Source organism: Pseudomonas sp. H3_D04, assembly GCF_054669175.1.
Genome location: NZ_CP162801.1, coordinates 3,163,187 through 3,179,815, shown reverse-complemented (window position 1 = coordinate 3,179,815; position 16,629 = coordinate 3,163,187). Strand labels below are relative to the sequence as shown.

Here is a 16,629-nt window from a genome sequence, read left to right as displayed (position 1 = left end):
CCCTTTAATGACGGTGATCGGCTAAAAACAGCCAGTAAATGGAGCGACGCAAAATGACAGCTAAGCTTCCTTCTACTGTCGGGCTTATTAAGCAGACCGGGTTTTGCGGCCATGGCGTGTCGCCGCCTTCAGCGGTCACCACGTCGTTACAACAGCCAGCCCGATCTTGAGCGTCAGCCCTTCACAACAGCCTCGGAGGGGAGCCAATGAAACGTATCGTCATGCTTATCGCGATCTCTTTGCTGACCACTGCTTGTCAGAGCACAAATGATAATGGCGTCACCCGACTAGACAATTGTGTCTGCTATAAATCGACCGAGGCACAACATTTGCCAGCATCGCAAATGGCATGGACAGACCCCGAAACGTTGCAGGAGCAATTCTCACATTGCATTTGCCGGGCCTTGGTTGACCTGAAGAAGGTCGATGATCCCGGCAAATTTTTCGTACCCGGAACCGAAATAAGAACGGAACTGAAATAAAACATGATCGGGGTTGTGAGCCATCCGTACGCTTTGGTGTTTGCGATCACTCGCTCGGGGTGGTGCAGCGTGCGAAACAGACCAGAACCGTCTGGGCTCAACGTCCATATTCAACGTAAGGGCCCAAGTAGAAAGCTTGCGTATCCCAGTTGATTCGATAAATCACTTCTTTGCCTGGCTTGATCCTGGCCGCGACCGTTTTGATCGCGGCACCCGAACATAATCCAGACTCGGCGAGCCCGGCACCGAGATTCACGTCACCGGCAGGCAAAACGAAAGATGCCTTTTGACCGGGGCCTATCTTGGCTGCGCGCTGACCATCGATGTAGAACATGGCGTCACATCCCGCACCGACAAACCCGTCATCACGGACAATAGTCAGGCGTCCAGGCTCTTTCGTGCCCTGGCTTTTGAACGCGTACATCTTGTCGGCCGGCACTGGCCTGGCTTCAGAAACCGGCAGGGGTGAGGTTGCGCACCCGCCCAAAGCCAGCAAGAGCGCCCCCGTTGCGATACTCCTTCGCATCGTTTTTCCTCCCGAAAAGGGCGAATGCATCAGGCGCCATTCTGTCTTGCTTCATGACGTCATTCGCCAAAAACGCTTTAAATGGATTTGTTACCTTTTACTAAACCTTGCTCTTGGCGTCTGTGTTTTTTCGGGCCTTCACCAACAGGTTAAAGGCGTCAGTATCAAGTGGCCGACTTAGAAAGAAACCTTGGCCTTCATCGCACGACACTGCTTTGAGCAAATCCAACTGTTCGGCAGTTTCAATCCCTTCCGCCGTAACGGTGAGTGATAACGCGCGGCCCAAGCCCACAATCGCCTGGATGATGGACTCATCATCACTTTCGACCAGTTTGTTTAGAAAGCTCCGGTCTATCTTCAGGCCATCGAAGGGGAACGTGCGCAAATAACTCAGTGAAGAATACCCCGTGCCAAAGTCGTCCATGCATATGCGCACGCCCAGGCGCTTCAATGTACGCATCAGCTCTAGTGCGCCGGGGGCATCTTCGAGCATGACGTTTTCAGTAATCTCCAACTCTACCCGGGTAGGCGCGATTCCTGAGTCGTGAAGTGCTTTCTGCACACGCTCCACCAAATTGCCTCGCTTGAATTCGCTAGGTGAAAGGTTGACGGATACAAACAAGTGTTCCGGCCACCGTGCGGCGCAACGGCAGGCGGTGTCGATGACCCAGTCACTCAAGAAAAGAATCAGGCCGGATTCTTCAGCGATGGGGATGAACGTATCGGGAGGTATTAACCCGCGCTCAGGATGTTGCCACCGTATCAACGCTTCAGCGCCGACCATCTGCCCGTCTGAGATTCGGTAGCGCGGTTGGAAGTGGAGTCGAAGTTCTCCATTCTTTATTGCAAAGCGCAGATCACTTTCCAGACGACGCCGCTCAATAATCCTGGCGTTCATATCCCCCGCATAGAAACGCCAGGTATTACGACCTCCAGCCTTGGCTTCATACAACGCAATATCCGCATAACGTAGCAGCTCAGTCGCCTCGCTAGCGTCATTTGGCGCCATCGCGATACCAATACTGGCACTGACAAATACCTCTTGCTCATTGATTTGAATCGGCTGCTCGATGGACTCGATCAAACGGCGACAAAGCGCCTCGACTTCCTCCTGGGAACTGACATCGGTGAGTATCAGTACAAACTCGTCCCCCCCAATCCGAGCGACAAGATCACCGTGGCGAACACAGTCTGCCAAGCGGCTCGACACCTGGTTAAGCACCAGGTCACCTGCGGCATGTCCTAACAGATCATTCACTGGTTTGAATCGATCAAGGTCCAGACTGAGCATGACCAAGGGTTGTTCTAGTGTCGGCAACGCTTTGAGTTTGCCATCAAGAAACTCCTGTAGTCGTGTCCTGTTGGGAAGGCCGGTCAGGGCATCATGTTGTGAGAGGAATTCGATTCGTCGACGGGCTTCAACTTCCTCCGTGACGTCGGTTGCTGTCCCCCGGAATCCTCCTCCTGCCATGACTCGCGCCGAAAGACGGGTGATTCGCTCTTGGCCATTTGTATCCACGTAGCGGCACTGAACACTGATATCCGGACGACGGTTCGGAATACTGAGCCACTGAGATAAAGTGCCTAATTCAGTGCGCAGCAGATCATCCATCGCCGCACCAATCCATGCAGTCCTGGAAAAGCCCGTGATATCTTCAAAGCGCTCGGATAGATAGGTGAAGCGCCAACCGGCGTCCATTTCCCATACCCAATCCGAACTGGCCTCAACAACATCACGAAAGCGCGCCTCACTGGTGGCAAGGTCGGTCTGACTGCTTTGCAGCGATGCATAGCTGGCGTCAAGCGCCTGCGCAGCGGCCGTCGTACGACGCAAGATCACCCAAGTCATCAGGCACACCAGCAGCGCAGCGAGTCCCACCAAGGGCAACCCCAGCGCCAATAATTGCAGCCCTGGTTTGTGCGGACTCCATTGCAGGACGCCTGCTGTACCGGCCTCGCCCAGGGGATAGGCAGACACCAAGGGAATTTCGTCGGGAGCGGCCGTGTGCAGGCCATCTACCCCGAAATCCCGGCCTACTGTTGCGAGCTTGGCGCTGTCCAACATGTCAACGAATATCAACACCGACGCCGATCTATCATCCGCTATGACCGTTGGATCGGTTCCGGGCGTAATCGCAGCAGCAGCGACGAGGGCAGGTATCCCTCCAACATTGATGAACGTAGTCGTCGGCGTTTCGGTTTCCGCTCCCTCACGTGCTTGATCGAGAATCGCATCAACAGACTGTTCGAGCCATTGTTCGACTTCAACTGACACCCTCTGACCCTTGACCAAGGAATAAACGGTACGATTGACATCGTTGACTACAAACACTCCCCGAAACCCAAACTCTGTATAAAGTGTCGTCCCGAGATTTTGCCGTACGTACGCCCAGTCCACGTCTACCTGAGTATGCAAGTGCTTGTAAGCATCGCCCCAAAAGGCGTAATCCTTGACGGTCGAGCTCAGCGATTTTTCCAACGATTCCACGGCTTTCTTCGTGTAAAACGCACTGTCACGCTCCTCCGTCCGATCTAGATTTTGCGCAACATAAACAAGTGAATAGCAGGCAAATAAGAAAACCCCCGCCAAAAGACCCACAAACTTGAATAGCGAAGTTCGAGTCAGGGCCACGCTTGAGCGATTGGTTGAAGAACAAGAGATGGTGGGGAGAGCGTTAGGCATAAATGACCGGTACTCGTTGAAGCTAGTTATTTACATATCAGGTTGTCGGCAGTCGACGCTAAATAGTGAATGCCCGTCCGTCGCGCCAAGCAGGTCTGCCCAGTCTGCCGGAGACGGGATTTCACGAAGACGCGTTGCGCTACCGATGCAATAGGCTTGTTGCCAACGGCGAGAGGCAGTCATCTGCCGAAGCAGCAACTCAAACGACTACTGATCTTTATATGGCAGTACTCGCCGCCCCCCCCATGTACTTTTTAGACTCAGCCCTCGACAAGGTGGGTCAATATTTCCAGAAAACTGGAGTGACAAGTACCAGCACCGTCAGGATTTCCAGTCTTCCCAGAAGCATTCCAATGGTCAGTAGCCATTTGGCCGCATCAGGTAATGTTGAGAAATTACCGGCGGGCCCAATGATCGTGCCCAGCCCTGGCCCGACGTTACACACCGCAGTAGCGGCACCGCTCAACGCTGTAGTCCAATCAAGCCCAATGAGCGCCAGGCCCAAGGCGATGGCCGCAATAGTGATCGTGAAGAAGAACGAGAAGGTCAAAAGCGAGCGCACGATTTCCTCGTCGATCGGATGACCGTTGTACTTCTTCTGTATCACGGCTCGAGGATGGATCAACTGCTTCAAGCTACTGACCAGGAGAGCGGCTGCAACCTGGAAACGGAAGATTTTAAGGCCACCTGCCGTTGAGCCTGAACATCCACCGACGAAGGTCAGGTAGAAAAAGAGCAAGACCGCGAAGCTGCCCCACAAGGTGTAGTCGCCAACCGCAACTCCGGTGGTCGTGACAACCGAGGTCACGTTCACTGCCACGATACGAAACGCGTCCCACCATCCGTAATCGCTGTGAAAATACAGCCAGGTGCCCACGCAGAGTGATGTGACGAACAGGAACCCAATAAATCCGCGGACCTGGTGATCCTTGAGCAGCGCGCGCCGATTGCCCCGCAATGTCGCGACGTACAAAGTGAATGGCAGGCTGCCCAGAATCATGATGGCCACCGCTACCCAGTGAATCGCTGGTTGCGTCCAATGCCCAAGTGAGGAGTCCGAAGTCGAAAATCCCCCGGTGGAGATCAATGACATTGCGTGGTTGACCGCTTCAAATGGCGTCATTCCAGCGAGCCAGAGCGCCAGGGTTCCGATCCCAGTCAGCCCAAGGTAGAGCAAAAGAATGTACTTGGCTGCCATGTGGGAGCGAGGTGTCACTTTCTCCGACCAGTCTGAGGACTCTGTCTGGAACAGACGCATGCCGCCTACTCGCAACAGTGGGAGGATCGCCACCGCCATGCCGATGAAGCCGATGCCTCCTAACCAATGCAGCATGGAGCGCCATATCAACAAGCCGGGAGATGAGCTATCCAAACCGGTGAGTACAGTCGAACCAGTGGTTGTGATACCAGACATCGTTTCAAAGAATGCATCGGTGTAGCTGATATCGCTGATGAACACCATTGGCAACGCTGCGAAGGTGCATACAACTACCCAGCTTCCGGTCGTCAGCAGGTACATATCCCTGGGACGAAGCTGGCCAGTATCCGGGCGTCCCCTCACGATTAACAGGAGGCCACAGATAAAGGTAATCAAACTCGACCAGAGAAATGCTGACAGATCGTCGCTACGCTCATAGACCACCAGTGTGATCATGGGAATAGCCATGCTCACGGCCAGCGTGATTAGAAAAAGCCCTAGGATGAATCCGATAAGCCGAATGGCTGCGAGGGACATAACAATAACGTTCCAAATTTGCACCGCGCAGTATCGGATGCGCACCCCGTCAAACCCGTAAATTTTGCGTAAAATTTCTGCCAGCGACCCGTCGGGATAAGTGAGGCTAGCAAGAGCGCCCTGTTGCGATAATCCTTCGCATAATGCTTTCCTTGCTGAAAAAGGGCGAATGTATCAGCGCGTCATGTTGCTTTGCTTCATAAAGCCATTCGCCCAAAACGCTTTAAATAGAGCTGTCACCTTTCATGGTCACCTTTCATCTTCAAGGCTTCTTCGACGGGTAGTTACCGCGCAAGCCCCCGGACTTGTTGCCGGTTTTGCTGGGCAGGTCAGGTACGACCGGGCGGGACTTGGGCTGGGGGTTGGAGCGGCTACGGGGTTGAGGTTGCTTGCTCATTTGCGCCTCCTGAACTGCGGTAATTCGCGAAAGGGCCTACTCATTCAGCTTAGCTGCCTGGCGAAATGGGCTGCACCGTTCGGCACTTGGGAAAAGTGCTGCAGCCCCAAAACTGTTGACCGCTCCTCGGGCCACCGTTGTATGTCCGCACCACCAGCGCACTGCCGCAGCGCGGGCATTGGCGCGAGGCCGATGGATCGTCGCGTTGCTTCAGGCGTTGCACATGTTCACGCCGGGTAGCGAGCGTCGGCGCCAGGCGACCTGCTTGCAAGGTCTGCAACATGGCCGTCACCTGCGCCTCGCTGAACACCGTTTGCTGGAAAGACTTGATGTAATGGACCCAGCCACCGCCTCGGGTGACATTAGCCGGCATCCTGGTCTTGAAAGTGCTTGGGCCGACAAACACGATGACCGAATGCACAAAGTCCGGGCCGATGCCCAACGCCGCTTGCAGGGCCTTCAAGTGTTTGTAGTTCTGGCGGTTCGGGTTCTGGAAGGCGAAGCGCTTCTTGTAAATCAGCTGCGTCCACTGAGCCTGCTTCTCACCACCGAAGATCCAGCCTTTCATGTGCTTGGTCTCCAGCACAAAAATGCCGAAGGGCGACACAAACACATGGTCGATCTGCGTGGTGCCGTCCGGGGTGATCAGTGTCACGTCATGCAGGCGACGGTAAACCTGACGATCCAATCTAAAGTGTGCGCGCAAACGCACCAGACGCTCACCGAACCAGCCTTTGAACAGGCGCGTGCGCAGCAGCGTCCATACCAGCATCAGCGGTAGCAGCCAGACCAGGGTGTTGAGTAAGGGGTGCAGGATAACGGAGATGTTCACTTGGCAGTCCTTTGCAGTGAGGGGAGGGGTGTTGAGTTGTCCGATGCTACGTCCCAGTAAAGCATTCCGGACCGCAAACAAAACGGGCGCCCGATAGGCGCCCGTTTTCATTTACTCCGCCGCCTGCGCCCGCAAGCGTCGGCCGATCACATCCATCAAGTCACAGCCATCGCGCAATGGGATGGCCAGCAATTTGGAGAAGTCCGTCAACACCACCGTGTCACAACCGAGCTCGGCGCGGAAGGCGATGTTTTCCAGCACCTGCGTGACGGTGCGGATGCGGTAGTCGGCCATGGCTTGAAGGACGTCGAGTGGAGCTTGGGTATCGATGAGCAGGGAGGCCGGGATCAGGTCGATTCCGGTGAGAGGCATGTATCTATTCATTTGAAGATCTCTGTTTGATTGGCTCAAGGCCGACACTCAGTCGTCGCCAAACGATTGGGTGGCAGCTGTGCGCAGGTTGGCGAACCGGCACAGAGAAAACCGGCAGACCCGAAGGTCTCCCGCGCACAGCCGCCATAACAGCGGCTTTGCGGGTGCAATGACCCCTGCAATAAAGCGGACAGCCCTCGCATTCTCTATGATCAGGTCGCCAAACCTGAATCGCCATTTTGGGCGACGGGGCGGACTATAAACTTCATCGCAACGACGGGCAAGGTTAGGAATTCCGAAGTTTGTGTAGGAGATTAATGGCGGTCCTAGGACCGTTACATACCTTCTGTGAGCGACTGCTATCGGCCCAGAGTGTGTAAAAACGCTGCGCCAAAATTGAAGTGTGCGCGTCTACGTTAATTCTGAAATTTATCGGCACGTCAGCAGATGTGCATTTCGCATAGAAGCGCGATTTTCAGTCCGGTTTTGAGTAGCTGTCGCGCTCAAAAACGTTTTTACACACCCTCGGCCAAAAGCAGCCATTCGGCTGGATCTTTCGACCCTTTCCGGTCCCCCGTGTCTGCGAGCTAAAGCCATTTCTTAGCGTCCGAGTGAGGGCGGCCCATAGAGCTCGGTTTCCCAGTCTTCAAGAGGCGGCGTTACTTTGAAAGATGGGTCGCAGTATGACCTTAAGTAGTCAGTCGCTCTCCTTTGGGCGTAGGTGAAATTGAGCACGTTGCCTTCGCTGTCCATCTCTATTACGTTCGCGAATATCGCGAAGACCATCTCAATTGCACTCGGCTCAGATCCATAAATGTCGAGGTACTCTACGTTTTCAAGCATGTAGTGGCTTCCACTTGCCATGAAGTACGCAAATGTTCGGAGTGCTCCACTGAAATCATTACTTAGCTTCTTCATGTACATTTTCTTTTAGTAAATATTCTGGATTTAACTGCTTCATAATCAAGCATCTGCTTTTTTGCCGTTTTATTGTGGTCGAGACAGGCCCGAACCGATCCAAAGCGGCCCTTCGCGAAAAGCAGCTAATAGCCATTTCATCGAGATGTGCAGCAAATGCCCAGTAGTAGACAGAGTGCGCTTAGGTGGATTCGTCATTGTTTTTGGAGGTTCTGGCATCAGGACGGTGCAGCCCCGCTGTGTCCCGCCAGTACAATGTTTCTTCGAGCTGGAAGCTTATCAGGAAGAGGGATGAGCACGTCTGAGCGATGGATTGCGCTATTTTGTCCAGATCGTCCATAGCAGACTGCCCCTCCGGCTCGGGGCTTTTGATTCTGATGGTACAACGCATAGCAACACGGAAGTCGATGCCCTTCGTATCCTCGGAGTAAATTGTTGAGTCCGTGATTACGCCATCGGTACTCAACGTTAGTCCCGAGATAAAGGTAGCTTCCAAACTGTCGCCAACTACGTTGATTTCCCAGGCATCAGCATCGTTTAAGGCTTTCCTCAATGTCGGGGCTGTGAGTGCATTATCCGCTTCCAGGTACAGATCAAGACTCATTTGAAACCCTTCTTCCTGCGTGAACATTTGCTCAAAAGTTTTTGAGTACGATTGTCGCGGCAGTGTATTGGTCAGCGGTTCGAATGTCTGCTCCTGGCCGGTTTCTGCCTGTCGCGAAGGGCAGCAACCGACCCTAAGCGGCCATTACGCAACCACTACCTCTCACCAGGACCAACATCTGCGCAGACATGTGTAGTCAAGGTGCCGCTGGATAGAACTCGCCATCATCACCTTGAACTCTTGCGTTCAAGCTGCGAGCAATTTCTTCGAGCTTAGTGATGGCCTTGTCAGTCGGATTTTTTGTAAACAGCTCACCGAGATCTGAGCGATACCAGAGCGGAAATGACTCTCCAGGTATGGAAACCATGAAGTCCTGAGGGCTATTGGCAACATCCCTGACGACCTGTGGGTCGATTTTCAAATGTTCTTGCCATTCTTCGAAGGTAATTTCGGGGCCGAAGTCGTCAGCCCAGAAAACCTTGCGACTGATATGTAGATCGTAACCGGCGACCGCAAAGGTGCTTATGCCCATGAGAAGCACTGAAATAAAAGTACGCATGTGTTCGCCATTCAAAATATCTGTGGATTCATACTGATGTTTTAAGACTTTCCTTACAAGGATGAACCGGTTGCGAACGTCTGCTTCTGGCCGATTGTTGCCTGTCGCAAAGGGCTGCAACCGGCCAGTAATGGCCGTTGGCGGAAAGCTCACATGACTGAATGACAAAACGCTCAGGTTTGCCATCTCTCATGACGCCGTCAAACAGGCCAAGCACGATTTCGCAGGCCTGCTCGGCGGTTAGCACGACGTTGATCTTTGTCACGCTTTGCCAAAGCCGAACAATGAACGCAGCCAGCCTGCCGACTTCCGTTCATAGAAGGGTGCGGTTTGCTTGAGGAAGTAATCGCTAAGGCCTGATTCCCCTTCGTGAACGCGATAGAGGTCAACCGGTTCGCCATCCGGAGCGGTATCCCCGGCAACGTTACCGGCTTCGCGCATGACCAGTTCAATATCTCCGTCCGCTTCAATACCAATGATCAGATGAGGCTTTTGATCAGACGATGCGTCATGCATCAACGCCAGAAATGCACGCTTTACGTTGCGATGTTTGGCGAGTAATTGTGTGAGCGAGTTGACCATCTTCGACGGATATTGCGACGGCTGTCCGAGCAGCACTTTGGTGTCTTTTTCGACCTCGCGCTGCACCGGCTTTTGGCCGATCTCGTCGGAGAGCAGATGGCGCACTTCCTCCGGGAAAAACTCTTTCCCGTAAGGAGACTTTGGATTGAGGAAAAGAGGGGTGCCCAGTGTGATTTCAAACAGCGATCTGGCCGGGATCTCTACGTAGGACTCTTCGCTATCTATGGATCTTTGTAGTGTTTGCAACGAAGAAAAAAACGGGATGACAGCGGAGCCGTCAGGCTTTTGCCAATGCGCGATGCTGATGTTGCTACCAGCCTCGAGGTTGACTTGACCTTCGCCAGTGCCGGCAGTGCCAAGGACGTAGATAGTGGAATTCAACAGAGTCTTGAAAAAGTCAGGTCGATGGGCCGGTTCATCCGCCGCCAGCCTGAGTGATTTTTCGAGGGTGTTTTCTTGCTTGGTATCCATGATGTCCATCGGCAGTTCCATCAAAACAGACAAAAAGTGAGCGGCAAAGAGCGCGTAGTTTTTCACGCGAAGGTGAAAACAGGAAGAACAGCAGGCTAATAAATCTGGAGCATACGGAGAGTCACCCTGAACGGTTTTCCAAGGAAAGCTCCTCCATATCAGTGGTGGATGAAGAGCCAAATGCGGTTAGCCTCGAAGGGCTGCTTCTGGCCGATTGCAGCCCTTCGCGACAGGCAGTTATCGATCTCAAAGGGACACCGGAGCAGGTTATCTACCAGCAGTGTGTTTGGAGGTGTGTATTGTTGAATTTGCCGTTACCCTTCTGGGACATCACGCAATAAGGACTTGCACATGAATGTCGGAATGGCTCATGCGATTGAGGCCGCAGAAAGCGAGTATTTGTGTGCCCGCGTCGAGAGTTTGTCTCGGATAAGTGGAAACCCTTTTGGTGCTCGTGTGTTTTTCAACGAAGCTTTTCCATGCTTTCAGGTGAAGGCATCACCTAGCCCGATGCTCAATCGCATCTACGGCGATAGTACCGACAGACCCAAGTCACTATTGAGCTTGCTCAAGGAATCAGCAGAGTATTCGACAGTAACGCCTCTTATCGGAAAGGCCTCGCCTTTGGAACAGTACGCTTTGGTGGGTGAGAAGCGGCTGGAGCGTCTGAGGGGGTGGACGCATCTGCAACTCGCGTGCACCATCGAAAATGTGGTCTTGAATCACCACTCATTCGAAATCGAAGAAGCCACCTCACAAACGCTTCCTGAGTTCGCAGCCGTGCATGCGAGTGGATTTCATACCAAGCCAGAGCATCTTCAGTTGAGCCAGGCTTCGTTCGCAGGACTGATGTCAAATGAACGTCTGAAAATCTACGTCCTTAAAGCTGATGGAAAGGTCGTGTCAGGAGCGTTGATGTACCTGGCCTGCAATGGAGTTGCCTACCTTGGGACGGCTGCCACCCGAAAAAATGCACGAGGCCAAGGCTACCATGGAGCCCTGATATCTCATCGGATAGAGCAAGCCAAAAAACACGGCAGTCTTGTGATCGCCGCAACCGCGCTTCCCAGCTCGCAAAGTCGCCGAAATTTGCAGCGTACAGGGCTAGCGACATCCCACGCTCAAGCGCTATATCGCCTGGTAGATAGCTGAAGTCTGCTCTTGGCCGAAACCCTCTGTGAGGCCCGGTACAGAACGCCTGAGTCGCAAAGGAGCTTTATACCGCCATGGAAATTCAGCAAATAAAGCAGCTCTTGGCCCGTCCCGCTGTAAAGTTCAGCGCCGGTGGCTTCCGCCCTGCCGGTACTGACGAAGAAAGCTGGCTAGGTCGCATCTTTCTGTTTCGTCCTGATGAAGATGTACCGACCAATCAAGCCGGGCAACCTATGCTTCCCTATGCACAGTTCTATCTGCCCAGCCTGCCCTTTACCAGCCCGTTACTGACAGGAATCAGTGTACTGACGGTGTTTATTTCAAACCCGTTTCCCGAGCATTTTGAGCCGATGGGACAAAACTGGGTCATCCGTGAATATGGGCCAGATGACGTGTTGGTACGCAAGGCATTGCCCGTGGAAGGGTCGTTCCTCAAACCCTTCCCACTAAACGCAGAGTTGGTGGCGGAGGACTTTCCGCTGTGGGATGGCGGTGGTGTCCCGGCGGACCTTGAGCAAGAGATATTGAAGCTGGAAAGCACGGGCGCGATACAAAGCTATTACGACCTGATCACCCACACCTACGAACATAAAATCGGCGGCTACCCCTCGTTTTGCCAATCAGGGGTCGATCCCGGTGAAGGCTTCGAATTTGTGTTCCAGATTTCGTCGGATGCGAAGATCAACCTGAACGTAATCGACAGCGGCAGCCTGATGTTCTGGAAGCATGTCGAAACGGGGAAGTGGGCGCTTTATTATGATTTTTACTAAAGGCAGGTAAGCAGTTCGCTTAGGCGATGAGGTCAGTGATGGCCGCTATAGGTCGTATAGCGACGGTATCCCTCCCGCCGCCAGCATAGGCAGAAACCGGCCAGAAGCGGACGTCCAGCCCACCACTTTTCTTCAGGCAAAAGCTGCCGACAGGAAGGCAATCTTGAAAAGGATTTAAACTCGCCTGGCGATTTCCCAAACGTCAACATACGGAAATAGATTCGTGCAGATTCATATTATCTACACCCGAACAGTCATGTTGCTCTCCAAGCATCCTTACCAATCATGGAGAGAAATTCAAAATCAGTACCCTGACTACATGACTTCGCTCGGCCCTTGGGAAGAAGATACGGTCATCCAATACCTTGCAGATGAATACCCAGAGCTTTCCCCGCATCCGCAAGAGCAAGTCAATGCGTTCATAGCAGATACTCAAGAGGCAAGATTGCTTACTTTTGCCGCGTAAATCGTCTTATCGACCATTCTCAGAAGCTCGCCCTCGACGTCCGCTTTGGGTCGATGACTGCCCTTCGCGACGGGCAGAAATCGGCCAGGAGCGGACTGCCTGCCCTATTAATAAATCTGAGAATCATCTGGTCGGCCTCGTAAATCAGGATCCCGCCAGCCCAGGCGTTACTGCCCAATAGGGTCAAAACAAGGATCAATGGAGCAATATTCAGTCGGCAAGCGTGGCTGCTTCGATACATAGCGCACCCTCTGAGATTCATCAGGCAAACCAATCAAACCCATTGCCTGAGTGCCAAGCGCATAAGCGCTACGGTTCCGCGATGGTGAACCAGAAATCGAACTTGTCGAAATGGGTCAGCATGTCTTTAAACTTGTCCTTGTCGCCTTCGATTTTCACTTCGCCACTGTCCGATAAGTTGCCCAGTTTCAGTTTGCCCAAGGCGATGTCATCGAGGGTGGTCCGGTTAAGAGTGACCGTGCCGTCGGTCTTATCCAATGGCTTGCCTTTTTTGTAGTTCATGACGCCGTTTTTTACAGTCAACACGTACGTGCCGTTGGTGTCCGGGAAGTTGAGGTTGAACGTATAGGACTTCTCGCCGACTTTCGGGCCATTCAAGTGAATGGCAAGGAAGTCGAGAAACATTTCAGTGGTCATGCCGCGAATGATGTCAGGTGAACTGGTGTTGGGCGTGACCATTTTCTTGACGCCCCCACGCAGTTCTTGGGCGCCGGACAGATAGAAGTTTCGCGCAGGCCCCGATTCAGCCTGGTAACCCATCTGTTCCAGGGCGTCAGCCTCGACAGAACGAGCAGCCTGGTTCTTCGGATCGGCGAACACCACCTTGTTGGCGACAGTCGCCGCCCAGCGGTAGTCGCCTTGGGCATAGGCATCCTGAGCGGTTTTGACCATCTTGTCGGCACCCACCATTTCGACGTACTTCTTAGCCTCATCGGTTGGTGGTAATGGATCGAAGTTGGCCGGGTTACCGTCCCAGAAGCCCAGGTAGAGTTGATAGGTCGCGCGCACGTTATGTTTGAGATTGCCGTAGTAGCCGCGGTTATAGAACTCTTTCGCCAGGCTGTCAGGCAGGACGAACGCCTCGGCGATCTCGTTCATGGTCATGCCCTGGTTGGCCATGCGCAGCGTCTGATCGTTAATGTACTTGTAGAGGTCGCGCTGTTTCTCCAGATGCTGCACAACGCGATCATTACCCCACTGCGGCCAATGGTGGCTACCGAACGACACCACGGCATCCGCCCCCCACAGATCAATGGTTTGCCCCAGGGCACTCGCCCACTTTTGCGCGCTGCGAACTTTCGCACCACGCAGGGTCAGAATGTTGTGCAAGGTGTGGTTGCCATCCTCGGCCAAGTCAATGGCTTTGAATTGCGGGAAGTAGAACAGCATTTCAGCCGGAGCTTCTGTGCCGGGCGCCATTTGGAACACCACCTCGATCCCGTCGACGGTGAGTGTTTCTCCGGTTTTCTCGATCAGTTTGTTCGGTTCGAGCAGGGTGATGGTGCCTGCTGCTGTGGTTATACCCAAGCCACCACTGACCGTACCTTTGGGGTCTTTTGGCAACAGATTGCCGTACATGTAAGAAGCGCGACGGCTCATCGCGGTGCCGGCAAACACATTTTCACTGACCGCTTCTTCCATAAAGCCTTCAGGGGCGATCAGCGGCACTTTGCCGGACTTCACATCGGCGTCGTCGACCATCGCGCGCACGCCAGCGAAGTGGTCAACATGCGAGTGAGTAAATATCACGGCAGACACTGGTAGTTTTTCAACTTTGTCATTGACCAGCCCCAGCGCCGCTTTGGCTGTTTCCGCCGAAGTCAGTGGATCAATGACGATCCAGCCAGTCTTGCCACGGATGAAGGTGATGTTGGCCAGATCGATATTGCGTACCTGGTAGATGCCATCCACCACTTTGAACAACCCTCGAATCGTCAGCAACTGCGATTGCCGCCACAGACTCGGATTGACGGTGGCCGGTGTCGGGCCTTCTTGCTTGAGAAAGTCGTACTGAGACAAGTCGATAACGGCATTGCCCGCATCGCCCTTGATCACAGGACTGGGTAAATCGGCAACGAAGCCGTGGTTCGCATCGTCGAAGTCTTGTTTATTGGCAAAGGGCAAATAGCTGAGCAAAGCATCGTTGGCTTTTCGAGTTGCATCGGTGGCGTCGTTAGGTGCGGCCTGCACCGCGCCGATTACCACGCAACTCGATAACACCGCGAGTACTATTTGTCTGGGAAGCAGAGCTAGCATGTCGTGTCTCCTCATGTTTGCAAGCACACTCCCGAAACAGCTTCTGACGTCGGGAATAATTTCGTACAAAGCAATGAAAAACGCAGGTCATAACAGGGTGGCTGCATGGCGCATTGGGGGCAGTGTGACGGTGCTCTACTGACTCGATACTCTAGCTCCGCACCCTGGTCCGCATTTATTGTGTTTACCCTTGGAGTATTACGACGCCAAGGCCTGCAGAGTTGAGATAAATCAAGCAGTCAGTGATCGTGTATGCGGTTAGTGAGGATGGGAGAACGCCCGTGGAATTGACAGGCAGCTTCTGGCCGAAAGCACACATCACTCACGTTGTTCACATCCGCGAAATCGAAAGGGCAGTGCCCAGCCCCCTAGCGTAGAATTCCCAAACCGCGCCCACCCCGAGACGGACCCTCAATGCAAACCCCAGCCCCTCAACACCCCCTCTGGAAAACCTACCTCCTTTTCCTCGCCCCCATGGTCCTCTCCAATTTCCTCCAATCCATGTCGGGCACCATCAACAGCATCTACATCGGCCAAATGCTCGGCACCCAGGCCCTGGCCGCCGTGTCGGGCATGTTCCCCATCGTCTTCTTCTTCATCGCCCTGGTCATTGGCCTCGGCGCCGGTGCTGGCGTGCTCATCGGCCAAGCCTGGGGCGCGCGCGAGCCGCACTTGGTGAAAACCATCGCCGGCACCACGTTGCTCTTGGGCGCAATGATCGGACTGGTAGTGGCGATTTTGGGCAGCGTCTTCGCACGGCCCGCCCTGCAAGGCCTCGGCACACCGGCCGACGTGATTGACGATGCGGTGTCTTACGCCCACGTGATGATGTGGATCATGCCGTCGCTGCTGGTCTACGTGCTGTTCACTCAGCTGCTGCGCGGGGTCAGCGATACGGTGTCGCCGTTGATTGCGTTGGTGGTGTCGACGTGTATCGGGTTGGCGCTGACGCCGGCGTTGATTCGGGGGTGGTTCGGGTTGCCGATGATGGGGATTCAGAGTGCAGCGTATGCGGGGCTGGCGGGGAATTTGTCGGCGATGGGCTGGTTGGCGTGGCGCCTGATTCGCAAGGGGCATCCGTTGGCGCCGGATCGGGAGATGTTTGCGGCGATGCGCCTGGACCTGGTGATTCTCGGCAAGGTGTTGCGCATCGGTTTGCCGACCGGGTTGCAGATGGTGGTGTTGTCGGTGTCGGAGTTGGTGATTCTGGCGCTGGTGAATCGGCACGGTTCACAGGCGACGGCGGCGTATGGGGCGGTGACGCAGATCGTCAATTACGTGCAGTTTCCGGCGTTGTCGATTGCGATCACCGCGTCGATCCTTGGCGCTCAGGCGATCGGGGCAGGGCGGCTTGAGCGCATGGGGCCGATTTTGCGCACGGGGCTGTTGATCAATGTGTGCCTGACCGGTGGTCTGGTGGTATTGGGGTATTTGCTGTCGCACTGGTTGCTGGGGTTGTTTCTCACCGAGGATTCGACCCGGGCGATGGCGGAGCATCTGTTGCACATCATGCTCTGGAGCCTGTTGGTGTTTGGCTTCCAGGCGATTGTCGGCGGCATCATGCGCGCCAGCGGTTCGGTGCTGGTGCCAATGGCGATTTCGATTTTCTGCGTGGTCGGCGTGCAGTTGCCGGTGGCGTATGTGCTGGACGGGCAGTTTGGGTTGCAGGGCGTGTGGATGGCCTTTCCCGTAGCGTACCTGGGCATGCTGGTGTTGCAGACGGCGTATTACAAAAAGGTCTGGAAGCATCAGGCGATCGAGCGGTTGGTGTAGCGCCGCGCCATAAAAAATGGGCTGCCGTGC

General features: G+C 54.2%; 16 protein-coding genes. 5 read left to right on the top strand and 11 right to left on the bottom strand.

The window, feature by feature from the left end:
• Positions 1 to 206: 206 nt before the first annotated feature.
• Positions 207 to 482, top strand: coding sequence for an META domain-containing protein (locus AB4N91_RS14705; protein WP_221109186.1), 276 nt, complete (start codon positions 207 to 209; stop codon positions 480 to 482).
• Positions 483 to 579: 97 nt separating this feature from the next.
• On the opposite strand, the gene AB4N91_RS14700 is transcribed toward AB4N91_RS14705, so the two are convergent.
• The 10 genes from AB4N91_RS14700 to sseB form a co-directional block, all read right to left on the bottom strand.
• Positions 580 to 906 (bottom strand): hypothetical protein, encoded by a 327-nt coding sequence (locus AB4N91_RS14700; RefSeq protein ID WP_460112613.1) that lies wholly within the window; start codon positions 904 to 906, stop codon positions 580 to 582.
• 202 nt (positions 907 to 1,108) lie between these two features.
• Positions 1,109 to 3,691 carry a bifunctional diguanylate cyclase/phosphodiesterase gene (locus AB4N91_RS14695; RefSeq protein WP_154911643.1) on the bottom strand — a complete coding sequence of 861 codons (2,583 nt, stop codon included), beginning with the start codon at positions 3,689 to 3,691 and terminating at the stop codon, positions 1,109 to 1,111.
• A 280-nt stretch (positions 3,692 to 3,971) separates the two neighbouring features.
• Entirely contained in the window at positions 3,972 to 5,426 is a 1,455-nt protein-coding gene (locus tag AB4N91_RS14690; RefSeq protein WP_010459284.1) for a TrkH family potassium uptake protein, read from the bottom strand.
• A 262-nt stretch (positions 5,427 to 5,688) separates the two neighbouring features.
• Positions 5,689 to 5,823 (bottom strand): hypothetical protein, encoded by a 135-nt coding sequence (locus tag AB4N91_RS14685; protein WP_256578040.1) that lies wholly within the window; start codon positions 5,821 to 5,823, stop codon positions 5,689 to 5,691.
• A 49-nt stretch (positions 5,824 to 5,872) separates the two neighbouring features.
• Complete coding sequence (locus AB4N91_RS14680) at positions 5,873 to 6,595, bottom strand: nuclease-related domain-containing protein (protein ID WP_154911655.1); 723 nt, start codon at positions 6,593 to 6,595, stop codon at positions 5,873 to 5,875.
• A gap of 171 nt (positions 6,596 to 6,766) precedes the next feature.
• Positions 6,767 to 7,039, bottom strand: a complete 273-nt coding sequence (locus AB4N91_RS14675) for a hypothetical protein (RefSeq protein WP_077749846.1) — start codon at positions 7,037 to 7,039, stop codon at positions 6,767 to 6,769.
• Positions 7,040 to 7,627: 588 nt separating this feature from the next.
• A complete protein-coding gene (locus AB4N91_RS14670; RefSeq protein ID WP_009048737.1) occupies positions 7,628 to 7,945 on the bottom strand; it encodes a DUF7677 family protein in 318 nt (105 codons plus the stop codon).
• Between the two features lie 181 nt (positions 7,946 to 8,126).
• Entirely contained in the window at positions 8,127 to 8,549 is a 423-nt protein-coding gene (locus AB4N91_RS14665; RefSeq protein ID WP_154911644.1) for a hypothetical protein, read from the bottom strand.
• Positions 8,550 to 8,745: 196 nt separating this feature from the next.
• On the bottom strand, positions 8,746 to 9,294 hold the full coding sequence (locus tag AB4N91_RS14660; RefSeq protein WP_458725422.1) for a hypothetical protein: 549 nt from the start codon (positions 9,292 to 9,294) through the stop codon (positions 8,746 to 8,748).
• 75 nt (positions 9,295 to 9,369) lie between these two features.
• Positions 9,370 to 10,170 carry an enhanced serine sensitivity protein SseB gene (gene sseB, locus AB4N91_RS14655; RefSeq protein WP_154912508.1) on the bottom strand — a complete coding sequence of 267 codons (801 nt, stop codon included), beginning with the start codon at positions 10,168 to 10,170 and terminating at the stop codon, positions 9,370 to 9,372.
• Between the two features lie 342 nt (positions 10,171 to 10,512).
• Here sseB and AB4N91_RS14650 point away from each other — a divergent pair, with 342 nt between their 5' ends.
• The 3 genes from AB4N91_RS14650 to AB4N91_RS14640 all read left to right on the top strand — a co-directional run bounded on the left by AB4N91_RS14650 (position 10,513) and on the right by AB4N91_RS14640 (position 12,549).
• Positions 10,513 to 11,313 (top strand): GNAT family N-acetyltransferase, encoded by an 801-nt coding sequence (locus tag AB4N91_RS14650; RefSeq protein WP_154912509.1) that lies wholly within the window; start codon positions 10,513 to 10,515, stop codon positions 11,311 to 11,313.
• A gap of 74 nt (positions 11,314 to 11,387) precedes the next feature.
• A complete protein-coding gene (locus AB4N91_RS14645; RefSeq protein ID WP_102595551.1) occupies positions 11,388 to 12,083 on the top strand; it encodes a DUF1963 domain-containing protein in 696 nt (231 codons plus the stop codon).
• Positions 12,084 to 12,306: 223 nt separating this feature from the next.
• Complete coding sequence (locus AB4N91_RS14640; protein WP_010459294.1) at positions 12,307 to 12,549, top strand: hypothetical protein; 243 nt, start codon at positions 12,307 to 12,309, stop codon at positions 12,547 to 12,549.
• 309 nt (positions 12,550 to 12,858) lie between these two features.
• Here AB4N91_RS14640 and AB4N91_RS14635 read toward each other — a convergent pair whose 3' ends face one another.
• Positions 12,859 to 14,826, bottom strand: coding sequence for an alkyl/aryl-sulfatase (locus tag AB4N91_RS14635; protein WP_154912511.1), 1,968 nt, complete (start codon positions 14,824 to 14,826; stop codon positions 12,859 to 12,861).
• Positions 14,827 to 15,240: 414 nt separating this feature from the next.
• On the opposite strand from AB4N91_RS14635, the gene AB4N91_RS14630 reads away from it, so the two are divergent.
• Positions 15,241 to 16,599 (top strand): MATE family efflux transporter, encoded by a 1,359-nt coding sequence (locus tag AB4N91_RS14630; RefSeq protein ID WP_042932146.1) that lies wholly within the window; start codon positions 15,241 to 15,243, stop codon positions 16,597 to 16,599.
• Positions 16,600 to 16,629 lie beyond the last annotated feature (30 nt).

Excerpts from the sequence above, each read along its gene's own strand:
- AB4N91_RS14705 (WP_221109186.1), top strand. The coding sequence starts at position 207 with ATGAAACGTATCGTCATGCTTATCGCGATCTCTTTGCTGACCACTGCT.
- AB4N91_RS14700 (WP_460112613.1), bottom strand. The coding sequence starts at position 906 with ATGTACGCGTTCAAAAGCCAGGGCACGAAAGAGCCTGGACGCCTGACT.
- AB4N91_RS14695 (WP_154911643.1), bottom strand. The coding sequence starts at position 3,691 with ATGCCTAACGCTCTCCCCACCATCTCTTGTTCTTCAACCAATCGCTCA.
- AB4N91_RS14690 (WP_010459284.1), bottom strand. The coding sequence starts at position 5,426 with ATGTCCCTCGCAGCCATTCGGCTTATCGGATTCATCCTAGGGCTTTTT.
- AB4N91_RS14685 (WP_256578040.1), bottom strand. The coding sequence starts at position 5,823 with ATGAGCAAGCAACCTCAACCCCGTAGCCGCTCCAACCCCCAGCCCAAG.
- AB4N91_RS14680 (WP_154911655.1), bottom strand. The coding sequence starts at position 6,595 with ATGCTGGTATGGACGCTGCTGCGCACGCGCCTGTTCAAAGGCTGGTTC.
- AB4N91_RS14675 (WP_077749846.1), bottom strand. The coding sequence starts at position 7,039 with ATGAATAGATACATGCCTCTCACCGGAATCGACCTGATCCCGGCCTCC.
- AB4N91_RS14670 (WP_009048737.1), bottom strand. The coding sequence starts at position 7,945 with ATGAAGAAGCTAAGTAATGATTTCAGTGGAGCACTCCGAACATTTGCG.
- AB4N91_RS14665 (WP_154911644.1), bottom strand. The coding sequence starts at position 8,549 with ATGAGTCTTGATCTGTACCTGGAAGCGGATAATGCACTCACAGCCCCG.
- AB4N91_RS14660 (WP_458725422.1), bottom strand. The coding sequence starts at position 9,294 with ATGGCAAACCTGAGCGTTTTGTCATTCAGTCATGTGAGCTTTCCGCCA.
- sseB (WP_154912508.1), bottom strand. The coding sequence starts at position 10,170 with ATGGACATCATGGATACCAAGCAAGAAAACACCCTCGAAAAATCACTC.
- AB4N91_RS14650 (WP_154912509.1), top strand. The coding sequence starts at position 10,513 with ATGAATGTCGGAATGGCTCATGCGATTGAGGCCGCAGAAAGCGAGTAT.
- AB4N91_RS14645 (WP_102595551.1), top strand. The coding sequence starts at position 11,388 with ATGGAAATTCAGCAAATAAAGCAGCTCTTGGCCCGTCCCGCTGTAAAG.
- AB4N91_RS14635 (WP_154912511.1), bottom strand. The coding sequence starts at position 14,826 with ATGCTAGCTCTGCTTCCCAGACAAATAGTACTCGCGGTGTTATCGAGT.
- AB4N91_RS14630 (WP_042932146.1), top strand. The coding sequence starts at position 15,241 with ATGCAAACCCCAGCCCCTCAACACCCCCTCTGGAAAACCTACCTCCTT.